The organism is Cypionkella sp. PAMC25878 (genome assembly GCF_058135695.1).
In genome coordinates this window covers 1,328,658-1,342,220 of the sequence record NZ_CM176871.1, presented here as the reverse complement: position 1 = coordinate 1,342,220, position 13,563 = coordinate 1,328,658, and the positions used below count along the sequence as shown (strand labels likewise).

General features: G+C 61.1%; 13 protein-coding genes and 1 pseudogene. 9 read left to right on the top strand and 5 right to left on the bottom strand.

Annotation, left to right across the window (positions count from 1 at the left end):
- Position 1: 1 nt before the first annotated feature.
- Complete coding sequence (gene dacB / locus ACS5RD_RS06295) at positions 2–1,513, top strand: D-alanyl-D-alanine carboxypeptidase/D-alanyl-D-alanine endopeptidase (RefSeq protein ID WP_489930468.1); 1,512 nt, start codon at positions 2–4, stop codon at positions 1,511–1,513.
- 245 nt (positions 1,514–1,758) lie between these two features.
- A complete protein-coding gene (locus tag ACS5RD_RS06290) occupies positions 1,759–2,889 on the top strand; it encodes a TRAP transporter substrate-binding protein (RefSeq protein ID WP_268871775.1) in 1,131 nt (376 codons plus the stop codon).
- A 67-nt stretch (positions 2,890–2,956) separates the two neighbouring features.
- Here the strand turns inward: ACS5RD_RS06290 and ACS5RD_RS06285 are convergent, their stop codons facing one another.
- The 3 genes from ACS5RD_RS06285 to ACS5RD_RS06275 form a co-directional block, all read right to left on the bottom strand.
- Positions 2,957–4,747: a TRAP transporter large permease gene (locus tag ACS5RD_RS06285; RefSeq protein ID WP_489930467.1), complete on the bottom strand. Its 1,791-nt coding sequence runs from the start codon at positions 4,745–4,747 to the stop codon at positions 2,957–2,959.
- On the bottom strand, positions 4,744–5,361 hold the full coding sequence (locus ACS5RD_RS06280) for a TRAP transporter small permease subunit (RefSeq protein WP_489930466.1): 618 nt from the start codon (positions 5,359–5,361) through the stop codon (positions 4,744–4,746). The genes ACS5RD_RS06285 and ACS5RD_RS06280 overlap by 4 nt, the downstream gene beginning before the upstream one ends.
- Before the next feature lie 153 nt (positions 5,362–5,514).
- Entirely contained in the window at positions 5,515–5,937 is a 423-nt protein-coding gene (locus ACS5RD_RS06275) for a tellurite resistance TerB family protein (RefSeq protein ID WP_054005230.1), read from the bottom strand.
- Between the two features lie 109 nt (positions 5,938–6,046).
- Between ACS5RD_RS06275 and ACS5RD_RS06270 the strand changes: the two genes are divergently transcribed.
- A complete protein-coding gene (locus ACS5RD_RS06270; protein ID WP_489931342.1) occupies positions 6,047–7,627 on the top strand; it encodes a lysine--tRNA ligase in 1,581 nt (526 codons plus the stop codon).
- 117 nt (positions 7,628–7,744) lie between these two features.
- Positions 7,745–8,143 carry a DUF4864 domain-containing protein gene (locus tag ACS5RD_RS06265; RefSeq protein WP_489930465.1) on the top strand — a complete coding sequence of 133 codons (399 nt, stop codon included), beginning with the start codon at positions 7,745–7,747 and terminating at the stop codon, positions 8,141–8,143.
- A gap of 69 nt (positions 8,144–8,212) precedes the next feature.
- On the opposite strand, the pseudogene mog reads toward ACS5RD_RS06265, so the two are convergent.
- Positions 8,213–8,677, bottom strand: a pseudogene (mog, locus tag ACS5RD_RS06260) (molybdopterin adenylyltransferase); the annotation flags it as partial.
- A 198-nt stretch (positions 8,678–8,875) separates the two neighbouring features.
- On the opposite strand from mog, the gene rsgA reads away from it, so the two are divergent.
- The gene (rsgA, locus tag ACS5RD_RS06255) at positions 8,876–9,892 is read left to right on the top strand and encodes a ribosome small subunit-dependent GTPase A (RefSeq protein WP_489930464.1); all 1,017 of its coding nucleotides are present in this window, start codon (positions 8,876–8,878) and stop codon (positions 9,890–9,892) included.
- Between the two features lie 64 nt (positions 9,893–9,956).
- Here the strand turns inward: rsgA and ACS5RD_RS06250 are convergent, their stop codons facing one another.
- Positions 9,957–10,430 (bottom strand): phosphatase domain-containing protein, encoded by a 474-nt coding sequence (locus ACS5RD_RS06250; RefSeq protein ID WP_489930463.1) that lies wholly within the window; start codon positions 10,428–10,430, stop codon positions 9,957–9,959.
- An 82-nt stretch (positions 10,431–10,512) separates the two neighbouring features.
- Here ACS5RD_RS06250 and ACS5RD_RS06245 point away from each other — a divergent pair, with 82 nt between their 5' ends.
- The 4 genes from ACS5RD_RS06245 to ACS5RD_RS06230 all read left to right on the top strand — a co-directional run bounded on the left by ACS5RD_RS06245 (position 10,513) and on the right by ACS5RD_RS06230 (position 13,528).
- Entirely contained in the window at positions 10,513–12,258 is a 1,746-nt protein-coding gene (locus tag ACS5RD_RS06245; protein ID WP_489930462.1) for a DNA polymerase III subunit gamma/tau, read from the top strand.
- Between the two features lie 9 nt (positions 12,259–12,267).
- Positions 12,268–12,612: a YbaB/EbfC family nucleoid-associated protein gene (locus ACS5RD_RS06240; RefSeq protein ID WP_054005234.1), complete on the top strand. Its 345-nt coding sequence runs from the start codon at positions 12,268–12,270 to the stop codon at positions 12,610–12,612.
- Positions 12,613–12,627: 15 nt separating this feature from the next.
- On the top strand, positions 12,628–13,218 hold the full coding sequence (gene recR / locus ACS5RD_RS06235) for a recombination mediator RecR (RefSeq protein WP_489930461.1): 591 nt from the start codon (positions 12,628–12,630) through the stop codon (positions 13,216–13,218).
- Positions 13,219–13,327: 109 nt separating this feature from the next.
- Positions 13,328–13,528 (top strand): hypothetical protein, encoded by a 201-nt coding sequence (locus ACS5RD_RS06230; protein ID WP_054005236.1) that lies wholly within the window; start codon positions 13,328–13,330, stop codon positions 13,526–13,528.
- Positions 13,529–13,563 lie beyond the last annotated feature (35 nt).

Below are 13,563 nucleotides of genomic sequence, written 5' to 3'. Positions count from 1 at the left end.
GATGACCAAAGGAATCGTGATGCAGGTTGGGCGCAGATGGGTGTTGGGCGGGCTGCTGGCGGGGGCTGCGCTGCCTGCGTGGGCGGAAGCGCCTGCCCTGTCGCTGCGGCCCCGCGCGCGGCCAAGTCCGAGCGCGTTGGTCAAGCCTGCGGATCAAGGCGCTGCGGCATTGGTGGCGGCGGCCAAGCTGACCGGGGCGGTGGGGTATTGCGTGGTTGATATGACCTCGGGTCGGGTGTTGGAGGCTGCGGGTGAGGCGGTGGAAATGCCGCCTGCCAGTGTCACCAAAACCGTGACCACCGCCTTTGCGCTGGAAAAACTGGGGGTCGAGCATCGCTTCGTGACGCGGGTGATGCGGGTGGGGGCGGTGGTGAACGGTCGGCTCGACGGCGATCTGATCTTGGCAGGCGGCGGTGATCCGACCTTTGACACCGACAAGATGGGCGATCTGGTGGCGGCGCTGGCGGCCTCGGGGCTGCGCGAGGTGACGGGGAAGTTCGTGGCCTACGCGGGAGCTTTGCCGGAAAGGGCCGAGATTGCGCCGGATCAGCCGGATTTCGTCGGCTATAATCCAGCGATTTCGGGGCTGATGCTGAATTTCAATCGGGTGAATTTCGTCTGGAAAGCGGTGAATGACGGGTATTCTCTGGCGATGAACGCGGAGGGCGCGCGGTTTGTGCCAGCCGTTACGATGGCAAGCGTGCAAGTCGTGGATCGGGACGTCCCGGTGTTTGCCTATGAAGCGGGGGCGGCGCGCGACAACTGGTCAGTGGCGCGCGGGGCTTTGGGGCGCGAGGGCTCGCGCTGGCTGCCGGTGCGCCATGCGGCGACCTATGTGGCTGAGGTGTTCCAGACCCTGTGTGCGGCGCAGGGGATCAAGCTGCCTGAGGCCGAGGTGGTGTACGCTTTGCCTGCGGCAGCAGAGATAGTGCGGCACGAGTCCGAGGCTTTGCCGGATCTGCTGCGCAAGATGCTGAAATTCTCGACCAATCTGACGGCAGAGGCGGTGGGACTGGCGGCCTCGGGCGCGGGCACTCTGGAGGGGTCGGCGGCGGTTATGACCGCTTGGGCGCGGCGGCGGTTTGGCGTGCAAGCGGTGTTTGGCGATCACTCCGGGCTGGGGCCCAAAACCCGGATCAGCCCGGCGGAGATGGTGCAGGTGATGATCAAGACGCGGCAGGATAAGCGGTTGTCGCTGCTGCATGATCTGCTGAAAACTGCCGATCTGCCTAGTGCGGATGGCAAGCCTGCGGCGAAAGCTGGCAAGCCCGGCAAGCTGGCGCGGGTTTCGGCGAAAAGTGGCACGATGAATTTCGTCTCAAACCTGTCGGGCTATGTCGATGCGCCGGGGGGGCGGTCGCTGGCCTTTGCGATCTTCACCGCCGATCTGCCGCGTCGCGCGGCGGTGCCGGTATGGAACCGCGAATCGCCCGAGGGGGATAAGGCTTGGGTCAAGCGGGCGCATCGTTTACAAGGGCAGTTGTTGAACCGCTGGGGGCAGGTTTATCTTTAAGTTGGGTGCAGCAGGCCAGACTGACCGATGACTTTGCGCAAGCGTGCGGGCTTCCCTAAAGCCCATATACAGCCAGCGACCCGGATCGCGACTTGCCGTTACGTTAAGCCGCATCACGCGGAAAACACGCGGAGATTTCCCACTTGAATGCGCAGAACACGTTCTAACCGCATAGACAGAACCACCGGAGCGTGTAGTCTTTCGATGTGTCGGCACGGGCAGAACGGCCGCGCCGGAGTTCGCTATTGCATCAACAGGAGGATTGCATGGATCGTCGTTCGTTTTTGACAAAAGCTTCTATCGGGGGTGTCGGTGCTGCGGGGGCCGCGATGCTGGCCTCGCCGATGATTGCGCAGTCGTCCCCGAAGGTGACGTGGCGGATGACCTCGTCGTTCCCGAAATCGCTGGACACGATTTATGGCGGGGCTGAGGTTCTCGCAAAGATGCTGTCGGAAGCCACCGATGGCAATTTCCAGATTCAGGTGTTTGCGGCGGGGGAGCTGGTGCCCGGTGGCGCGCCTGCGGCGGATGCGGTGAGCGCGGGGACCGTCGAGGCTTGTCATACCGTTGGCTATTATAATTTCGGGCAGGACCCGACCTTTGCGCTGGCGGCGGCGGTGCCGTTCTCGCTGTCGGCACGCGGGATCAATGCGTGGCATTATCACGGCGGCGGCATTGATCTGTATAACGAATTCCTCGCCACCAAGGGCATTTTCGGCCTGCCGGGCGGCAATACTGGGGTGCAGATGGGCGGTTGGTTCCGCAAGGAAATCAACACTCTGGCCGATCTTCAGGGCTTGAAATTCCGCGTCGGGGGCTTTGCCGGCAAGGTGCTGACCAAGCTCGGCGTCGTGCCGCAGCAAATTCCGGGCGGTGATATTTATCCGGCGCTGGAAAAGGGCACGATTGATGCGGCGGAATGGGTTGGCCCCTATGACGACGAAAAGCTTGGCTTCTTCAAGGTCGCGCCGTTCTATTACTATCCGGGCTGGTGGGAAGGTGGGCCGACGGTTCACTTCTTCTTCAACAAGGCGCAATACGAAGCGCTGACCCCGACCTATCAATCGCTGCTGCGCACCGCTTGCCGTGCGGCCGACGCCGATATGTTGCAGAAGTACGACTACAAGAACCCGACGGCGATCAAATCTCTGGTCGGTCAGGGCGTGCAGTTGCGGCCGTTCAGCCCGGAAATCCTGCAAGCCTCGTTCACCGCTGCGAATGAGGTTTATGCCGAGATGGAAGCCACCAACGCGCCGTTCAAGAAGATCTGGGAGTCGATCAAGGCGTTCCGCAATGACTATTATCAGTGGACGCAGGTTGCGGAGTATAACTACGACACCTTCATGATGATCCAGCAGCGCGACGGCAAGCTGTAAGTCAGACGCCAAACGAAAGCCCCCGCCGAGTGATCGGCGGGGGCTTTTTCATGCGCTCAACTGGGTATCACGGCGCGGGGGGCGCGGGTTTCGTGGTGCCGAAGCTGGGTGGCTGCGACAACAGATCATTGCCCAAAGGTGCTGGCGTTGTTGGCGCGGGCGTTGCCGGTGCAGGTGGTGTGGCGGTGCCACCCAAACCACCGCCTAAGCCGCCATCTAGGCCGCCCAGGCCCCCCAACCCACCAAGACCCGAGTTTGGCGCGGTGAAGGTGACATGCGAAGTGTCCACCACGGCACCTTTGTAATGCATCACCATCTGCGGGAAGCTGATCACCAGCCCGATCATCACCACTTGGATGATCACGAACGGCACCGCCCCCCAATAGATCTGGCTGGTTTTGACGGGAGCGGTCAACTTGCCGGTCACTTTGTCGATAAACGGCTCTTTTGGCGCCACGGATCGCAGGTAGAACAGCGAGAAACCGAATGGCGGGTGCATGAACGAGGTCTGCATGTTGACGCCGAGGATGACACCGAACCAGATCAGATCAATCCCCAACTTCTCGGCCACCGGGGCCAGCAGCGGCACAAGGATGAAGGCCAGCTCGAAGAAATCGAGGAAGAACGCCAGCAGGAACACCAGGATAGACACGCCGATCAGGAAGCCCAACTGGCCGCCGGGCATGGCCGTCAGCAGATGTTCCACCCAGAGATGGCCTTGCACGCCGTAGAAGGTCAGCGAGAACACCCGCGCGCCCAGCAGGATAAACATCACGAAAGACGACAACCGGGTGGTGGAAGCAAGGGCCTGCTGGATGACAGACAGGTTCAGGCGGCCTTTGATGCCTGCAAGGAACAATGAGCCAACCGCGCCCATAGCGCCGCCCTCGGTCGGGGTGGCGATGCCGAGATAGATCGTGCCCAGCACCAGAAAGATCAGCGCAAGCGGCGGGATCAGCACGATGATCACCTGCGAGCACAGTTTGGACATCAGGTTCAGCTTCAGCGCCCGATCCAGCAAGGCCGCGACATAGATCGCGATGATAGCGACGGAAGCCCCAATGATATCAGCGCCTTCGCCGTAGAGTGGCAGCAGGGCTTTGATGATCAGATAGCCCATCACCCCCGCGATCAGCAGCGACACCACCAGTGAGATGACACCGTTGCCCAAAGTGCGGGCCTCTTTCGGCAGCGCCGGAACCCAGTTGGGGCGGAACATGCTGACGAGGAACACATAGGACATATACAGCCCGGTCAGCACCAGACCCGGCACCATCGCGCCCTTGTACATATCGCCGACCGAGCGACCGAGCTGGTCGGCCAGAATGATCAGCACCAGCGAGGGCGGAATGATCTGTGCCAAGGTGCCAGAGGCCGCAATCACGCCACTGGCCATCCGACGATCATAGCCATAGCGCAGCATGATCGGCAGCGAAATCAAGCCCATAGCAATGACGGATGCCGCGACAACGCCCGTGGTTGCGGCCAGCAATGCACCGACGATAATCACCGCATAGGCAAGCCCGCCGCGCACCGGGCCGAACAACTGGCCGATGGTTTCCAAGAGATCCTCGGCCATGCCGGAGCGTTCCAGCACGATGCCCATGAAGGTAAAGAACGGGATGGCGAGCAGGGTTTCATTCTGCATCACCCCCCAAAATCGCTCGGGCAGCGCGTAAAGCAGCGGCCAATCCAGCGTGATGGTGCCTTCCGACATCGGAGCTAGAAACACGCCAAAGACGAAGAACAAAAGACCATTGGCGGCGAGCGAGAACGCCACCGGGTAGCCCGCCAGCAGAAACACCACCAGCGAGACGAACATGATCGGCGCCATGTTCTGCGCGATCAGTTCCATCATGTGCGGTCCCCTTTGGCGGTTTTATCGGCTTCGGCTTGGATGGCGGCGAGTTTTTCGGCCAGTTCCGCGCCCTCATTGGCTGCGGCTTCGTGGCTGGACACGAAGGGGGTCGGATCGGGGATGATGCCGCGCATCACCGCGATTTTCTTGATGATTTCCGAGATGCCTTGCAGGGTCAGCAGCAGCATCCCGATCAGCAGCAAGGCCTTGGCGGGCCACAGGGTCAGACCGCCCGCGTTGTTTGAGGTTTCGCCGGAATGATAGGATTGCAGCACATAAGAGGTGAAATATACATCCATCAGGATTGCGAACGGCATCAGGAAGAACAGATGGCCCAGCAGATCAATCCAGTGCTGCGCGCGCCGGGACAGCGCACCATAGACAATGTCGATGCGGATATGTTCGTTCTGCCGCAGAGTGTAGGCCGCCGCCAGCAGAAACGCCGCGCCATAGAGATACCATTGCGCTTCCAGTAGTGCGTTGGATGAGCTGTTGAACAGCTTGCGCACCACCGCATTGCCGGCACTGAGCAGGATGGCGGCCAGAATGAACCAGCCGACCGCCTTGCCGATCATCTCGGTGCTTCGATCTATAAAGCGCGATAATATCAACATGATGGCCCTCCGTTGCGGTTGAGTTTGGTCAACTCGCGGCTATCGGTCAATCAGCGACACAAAGCAGATCGCAATCAGCGCTTAATTTTAGATTCGATTTACCGATGACGTTAGGTCAAGCGGCGCAGGCATCGGCAAAACCGGGGCGCGGCTTCAGGGCCGCAAATGCCGCACCCTTGCGCCCCATTCGATGGCGGCGGCGTGCAGGCGGTCGATATTCAACTCCTCGCGTACCTCCTCCAGCATCCGCAACTCGACCTCACGCAGGCTGCCATCGGCGGTGGCGACGTCGCAGGCGAGGGCATAGGCGGTTTCGTTCAGCCGTTCGGGCAAAGCATCGCGGATCAGGCCGAACAAAGCTTCAAGGCCGTCTTCCTCCTCAAACAGATCAAAAACGGTTTGTGCCACGACGCGGATGCGGTCGGCGTCATAGCTGGCGAACACCGGCATGTGGTTGACGGTGCGCTGAATCGCCACCAATTCGGCGGTGCGCATGTTCTCATCCGAGGCGGAAACCGCGATCATCACGGCAAGCAGTGCGTCTTGGGGCGACAGCGAGGGGTGGGTATCGGGCACGTCTGCTCTCCTATTGTTGCAGTGCAGAATATTGACCTGAGGGCTTGGCGGCAATAGAGGACAAGGGCTTGTGATGACATGGGGTCATCACGCGTTGGAGTATGCCGCGATGTCCGCTTTGCGCGATGCTGGGATGAAATCGAAAGCTTGGCCCTTTGAAGAGGCCCGCGCGCTGCTGAAACGCTTTGAGAAGAAGGCCCCGGAAAAGGGCTATGTGCTGTTTGAAACCGGCTATGGCCCGTCAGGTCTGCCGCATATCGGCACCTTTGGCGAGGTCGCCCGCACGACGATGATCCGCCGCGCGTTCGAGGCGATTTCCGATATTCCAACGCGGTTGATCTGTTTCTCGGACGACGTGGACGGGATGCGCAAGGTGCCCGAGAACGTGCCGCAACAGGATATGCTGCGCGAGCATATGCAGAAGCCTTTGACTTCGGTGCCCGATCCCTATGGCGAGTTTGACAGCTTTGGCGCGCATAACAACGCCATGCTGCGGCGGTTCCTAGATACGTTTGGCTTTGAATACGAGTTCATCAGTGCCACCGAGTTCTATAAATCGGGCAAGTTCGACGACACGCTGAAGCTGGCGACCGAGCGCTATGATGCGATTATGAAGATCATGCTGGCCAGCTTGCGCGAAGAACGCCAGCAGACCTATTCCTGCTTCCTGCCAATCCATCCCGAGACCGGGCGGGTGATGTATGTGCCGATGAAAAACGTCGACGCCGTCAACCACACCATCACCTTCGATGATGAGACGGGCCGCGAATGGACGCTTCCGGTCACCGGCGGCAACGTCAAGCTGCAATGGAAGCCGGATTTCGGCGCGCGCTGGGCGGCGCTGGATGTGGACTTCGAGATGTATGGCAAGGATCACTCCACCAATACCCCGATCTATGACGGGATTTGTGAGGTGCTGGGCGGGCGCAAGCCGAACCATATGTCTTATGAATTGTTCCTCGACGATCAGGGCCAGAAGATTTCCAAATCGAAGGGCAATGGGCTGACGATTGACGAATGGCTGTCTTATGCCTCGTCGGAGAGCCTGTCGTATTTCATGTATCAAAAGCCGAAGACGGCGAAGCGGATGCATTTCGACGTGATCCCGCGGGCGATGGACGAATATCATCAGCAGTTGCGGGCCTATCCGACGCAGGATGTCGATCAGCAGGTCAACAACCCGGTCTGGCACATCCACAAGGGCAATCCGCCCCTGTCGAAAATGGTGGTGCCGTTCTCGATGCTGTTGAACCTTGCCTCGGTGTCCGGCGCGAAGGATGCCAAGGGACTGTGGGGCTTTATCAAGCGCTATGCGCCGGATGCTTCGCCCGAAGGCAACCCCGATCTCGATGCGGCGGCGGGCTATGCCCTGCGCTATTTCGCCGACCGGATTGCGCCGACGCGGGTGTTCCGCCTGCCTTCCGATCAGGAACGTGCCGCGATGCTGGATCTGCGGGCGCGGTTGGTGGCTTGGGACGGTGGCTTGGACGACGAAGCGCTGCAAAGCATGGTCTTCGCTGTCGGCAAGGATCACGCGTTCGAGCCGCTGCGCGATTGGTTCAAGGCACTGTACGAGGTGCTTTTGGGCGCCTCGGATGGACCGCGCTTTGGCGGCTTCATCGCGCTTTACGGCGTGGACGAAACGATTGCCCTGCTGGATCGCGGCTTGAATGGTGAGCTTATCGCCTGATCTGCTGAAAAATACGCCCCCGACTCAACGCTAGCGTGTGTGTCGGGGGTTTTTATTTGACGAAACCTCGCGCTGCTTTACCATTTATCAATGGGGACGGTGGTAAGAGGTGTTGCGATGCGACTTTACCTTTATGTTGCCGCTTTAGCGGGGCTGGCGTTGCCTGCTTTGGCGCAGGAAGGGCCTATTCAACAAACCATTCAACAGCAGCTTGACGCCTTCAATGCCCGCGATATCAGCAAGGCTTGGACCTATGCCTCGCCCAATATCAAAGGCGTTTTCGGCACACCGGATCAGTTTGGCGAGATGGTCGAAAAGGTCTATCCGATGGTCTGGCGGCATGACGCGGTGCGGATGCTGGAATTGCGCACGGTGGCGGGCAATCTGTGGCAGCGGGTGATGATCACCGATGCTGGCGGGCGAACCTATCTGCTGGATTATATGATGGTTGAGACGCCGGATGGCTGGCAGATCAACGCCGTGCAACTGTTGCCGCAGCAGGGCGTGGGGGCCTGATGCGCTTTTCCAGCGGCCCGCTGTCATGGCTTTGACAGTGCAGAGGCCTGAGTGGGCCGATCAGCCGAATCATGTTTTCGGGCGGTGGGCTTTGATCATCGCGGGGTCGGTCTCAACCCAGCCCGCGCCGATCAGGTCCATGCAATAAGGCACGGCGGCGAAGATGGATTCGAGGCTGGTGGCGATGGCGTTGGGGCTGCCGGGGAGTGTGATGATCAGGGTTTTGCCGCGGATGCCTGCCGTTTGCCGCGACAGGATGGCGGTGGCGACGACTTTGCCGTTCGCCGCCCGCATCGCCTCACCAAAGCCGGGAAGTTCCATGTTGATCACATCTGCGAGCGCCTCGGGCGTCTGATCGCGCGGGCTGGGGCCGGTGCCGCCGGTGGCGAGGATCAGATCGGCGTACCAGTTATCCGCCAGATCGCGCAGTTCGCCGGCCACTTCAGCGCGACCATCGGGGGTGATGCGGCGGAGAATTTCGACGGGCGTGGTGATGATGCGGCGCAGCCAATCCTCGGCGGCGGGGCCGCCACGGTCTTGGTATTCGCCTTTTGAGGCCCGGTCGGACACGGTGAGGATGGCGATGCGGGCGGCGGCTTTGGCGGACATGGGGCGGCTCCTTTTTGACCGCAGGGTGCGGGTTTGGCGGTGCGGGTGCAAGCCCCTGCTTGCCGCATGGGCCTTGCGCGCGTAAGCTGTCGATTGCCCGATTGGGGCCGAAAAGGATGCCGTTTGCCTGATTTTACGCTGCCCGATTTGGGCTGGTCTGACCATTTCTCTGAACAGCTGACCGAGGAAGATGCGGGGTTTGTGCCTGCGCGGCTTAGCTCGCTGCATCGGGCAAGGGTGCAGGCTTTGACGGCTTCGGGAGCGGTGGAATTGCTCTGCCCGCCAACGCTGTCGGTGGCTGGGATGGCGGTGGGGGATTGGGTGCTGGCGGATGGCCCTCGGGTGGGCCGGGTGCTCGACCGCATTAGCCTGTTGCAACGCCGCGCGGCGGGAACCGGGACGGTGGCGCAACTGATCGCCGCCAATGTCGATACGATGTTCGTGGTCACCTCGTGCAACGCCGATTTCAACGAGGCGCGGTTGGAGCGCTATCTGGTGCTGGCGCATTCTGCCGGGATCACGCCAGTGGTGGTGCTGACCAAGGCAGATATGGCCGAAGCTGCGCCTTATGTCGCGCGGGCGGAAGGGCTGTCGGCGGGGATGGCGGTGGTGGCGTTGAATGCCAAATCGGGGGATTTGAGCGTGCTGGACCCATGGTGTCGGGCGGGACAGACGGTGGTTTTGCTGGGGTCGTCTGGGGTGGGAAAATCCACGCTCGCCAATAGCTTGACCGGGGGGGCTTTGGAGGTTGGCCCGGTACGGGAAGACGATGCCAAGGGGCGGCACACCACCACCTCGCGCTATCTTTTGGCCCTGCCCGCAGGCGGCTGGCTGATCGACACACCGGGGGTGCGCGAGTTGCAGCTGACCGATGTGGCCGATGGTATTGATATGCTGTTTTCCGATCTGATTGATCTGGCGGCGGGCTGTCGGTTCCGTGATTGCAAACATACGGTCGAGCCGGGTTGTGCGGTGCAGGCGGCGATCAAAGCGGGTGTGGTCGATGCGCGAAGGTTGGACAGTTGGCGTAAACTGGGGGCGGAGGAGAAGGCTAATTCCTCGGCGATGCAGGTGTCTAAGGTGCGGGCGGCGGGGAAATATACCAAGAAATCAGCGGCAAAGCGGCGGCCTGGGGGTTAGCTTTGATTGGGGGCCAGCCCCCAAGCCCCCGGAGTATTTTTGCCAGTATGAATGCAAATTTGAGTTAAATTATAGCGGCTTGGCTGGCCCACAGGAATTGCTCGGGCGTTTCCACCGCACAGGGGCGGACTTGACGGAGGCGATTGAGCGCGGGATCGGCGGCTTCTCCGGCCTCGACCATCAGGCGCAGCGCGGCGGTGCCGGATCTGCCGCAGCCGCCCATGCAATGCAGCAGGACTTTGTGGCCTTTTGCCAGTTTGCTATGGGCGAGCGCAGAAATTTCGGCCCAGCCTGTGCTTGGGGTGTCATAATCTGCGGTGGGCAAATGCGCCCATTGGATGCCGAAGTGCGACAGGTTTGCGCCAAGGCCGAGGGCTGTGCGCGAAAGTTCCTCGGCGCTCACGAAGCTGACCACGAGCGCCGGATGCCAATGCCGGATCGCGATCAAATCGGCCTCGTAGAACCCCGCCCGTCCGGGGCATGGGCTGATGCCTAAGACCCCCTGCCCCACCGCCAGCTCTGCGATTGTCAGCCGCATCTGTTCCTCTTTGGTTTACGTTTCGCCGCGCGCGCCGTAGTCTGGCGCGACCCGAATCCGCCCGCATGTTCTCTGAGGTATGATGACCGAAACCACGCCGCAAACCTATCAGGTTTTGGCCCGCAAATACCGCCCCGCGACCTTTGCCGATCTGGTCGGTCAAGAGGCGATGGTGCGCACGCTGAAGAACGCCTTCGCGGCGGACCGGATTGCGCATGCGTTCATGATGACCGGGATCAGGGGCACCGGCAAAACCACCACAGCGCGGATCATTGCCAAGGGGCTGAATTGCGTCGGCCCAGACGGCAAAGGCGGGCCTACGACTGAGCCTTGTGGGCTGTGTGAGCCTTGCGTGGCGATTGCCGAGGGCCGTCATGTGGATGTGATGGAGATGGATGCGGCCTCACGCACCGGCGTGAATGACATGCGCGAAGTCATTGATTCTGTGCATTATCGGGCGGCTTCGGCGCGGTATAAAATCTATATCATCGACGAAGTGCATATGCTGTCCAACGCGGCGTTCAACGCGCTGTTGAAGACGTTGGAAGAGCCTCCGGCGCATGTGAAATTCATCTTTGCCACCACGGAAATTCGCAAGGTTCCGGTGACGGTTCTTAGCCGGTGCCAGCGGTTTGATCTGAAGCGGATCGAGCCGGAGGTGCAGATGGCTTTGATGCGCAAGATCGCTTCGGCGGAGGGCGCGCAGATTACCGATGGCGCTTTGGCGCTGATTGCGCGGGCGGCGGAAGGCTCGGCGCGGGATGCGACCTCGCTGCTGGATCAGGCGATTTCGAATGGGGCTGGCGAAACCACCGCCGATCAGGTGCGGGCGATGCTCGGGCTGGCGGATCGCGGCCGGGTGCTTGATCTGTTTGATTTGATTATGAAAGGTGAGGCTGCCGCAGCTTTGGCGGAACTGTCTGGGCAATACGCCGACGGGGCCGACCCGATGGCGGTTCTGCGCGATCTGGCCGAGATCACCCATTGGGTTTCGGTGATCAAGATCACGCCCGAAGCCGCCGAAGATCCGACCACGCCGCAGGATGAACGCGAACGTGGGCTGGCGATGGCCGCCGTGTTGCCAATGCGGGTGCTGACGCGGATGTGGCAGATGCTATTGAAAGCATTGGAGGAAGTCACCCTTGCGCCGAATGCAATGATGGCGGCCGAGATGGCGGTGATCCGGCTGACCCATGTGGCGGATTTGCCCGACCCCGAGACTTTGGTGAAAAAGCTGATGTCGCAAAGTGCGCCTGCGCGACCGACCGGGGGGGCTCCGGCTGGTGGCGGCGGTGGCATGGTGCATGGCGCGCTGCGGATGGCGCCCTCTGCGCCGATGCGGGGGCCGACCATGCAGGGCGGGCAGGCTTTGGCCGTGGCGGAAAGCCAGTTGGTGGTCTATGCCAGCTTCGCGCAAGTCATTGAATTGATCCGTGAAAAGCGCGACATGCGGTTGTTGGTTGAGGTTGAGGAAGGCGTCAAACTGGCAAAATACGCGCCGGGGCGGATCGAGTTTGAACCGGCTCCGGGGGCGAAGCCCGATCTCGCGGCACGACTTAGCCAGCGGTTGCAAGGCTGGACGGGCGCGCGTTGGGGTGTGTCGGTGGTCAACACCGGCGGTGCTGCGACGCTGGCCGAGGAGCGCGATGCGGCCTCTAATGCTGCCAAGGCCGAGGCGATGGGCAACCCCTTGGTACAGGCGGTGATGCTGGCGTTTCCGGGGGTGCAGATTACCGAAATCAGGACGGCAGAGGCGATGGCGGCGAGTGCCGCGATCGAGGCTTTGCCGGAAGTGGAAGATGAATTTGATCCGTTTGAAGACGACTAGGGAGCGAACATGCTAAAAGGTTTGGGCGGCATTGGCGATATGGCCAAGATGATGAAAGCTGCGCAGGAAATGCAGGGCAAGATGGCCGAGCTGCAAGAAGAAATGGCGCGCACCGTGGTGATCGGTGAGGCCGGCGCGGGGTTGGTCAAGGCACGTGCCACCTGCAAGGGCGAGGTCACGGGGCTGGATATTGACCCGTCGATTTTGGTCGCTTCGGAAAAGGAAGTGGTCGAAGATCTGATCCTTGCGGCGATCAAAGATGCGCAGAACAAGGGTCAAGCTCGCAACATGGTTGAGATGCAGAAAATGACGCAAGCGCTTGGCCTGCCTGCGGATTTCAAGCTGCCGATCTGAGAGGACCCTGCCTGAATGGAGCAATCCCGTGACATTGAAACGCTGATCGGACTGATGGCGCGGCTGCCGGGGCTGGGACCTCGGTCGGCGCGTCGGGCGGTGTTGGCGCTGCTGAAAAAGCGGGGAGCGTTGATGGCCCCCTTGGCGCAGGCGATGGCGACGGTGGCGCTGACGGCAAAGGATTGCACCATTTGCGGCAATATCGGCACGGCTGAAATCTGCCCGATTTGCAGCGACGCGACCCGCGCCAATGGTGAGATTTGTGTGGTCGAGGATGTCTCGGACCTTTGGGCGATGGAACGCGGCGGGGCGTTCAAGGGCCGCTATCATGTGCTGGGCGGCACGCTTTCGGCGCTGGATGCGATTGGGCCGGAAGAATTGGGCATCCCTCGTTTGGTGGACCGTGCGGCGGGTGCGACGGAGGTTATTCTGGCGCTGAATGCCACGGTGGATGGCCAGACGACGGCGCATTACATCGCCGATGCGCTGGCCGGGCTGGGCGTGCAGATCACCTCATTGGCGCAGGGCGTGCCGATTGGTGGCGAGTTGAACTATCTCGACGATGGTACGATTGGCGCGGCGCTGCGGGCGCGCCGCAGCTTTTAACGGCGTTTCTCGCCCAAGCTTAAGCCTGCTTCACAACCATACCGCGCTTTCGCCGTATTCCCGCCATATTCCGGCTCTTAACTGGGTTAACCGAAAACCGGAGGGCGCTATGGCCATTGTTTCAATGATTGCAGGCGGAATGCTGGGATTTTTCTCGGCTCTGTTCAGCTTGGTGGCATTGAACGTCAGCTGGATGACGGCCCTAGGGTTGTGGAGCGGTATTGGCTGCGCTGTCGCCGCTTTGCTGCTCGGATGCGCGATGTGGCCCCGCCGCAAAGCGGTCGAGTTGCACCGGACGGAACACGCCTAGCGCGTAATTTTTTCTTGATCTGTGGCCAGAGTCGC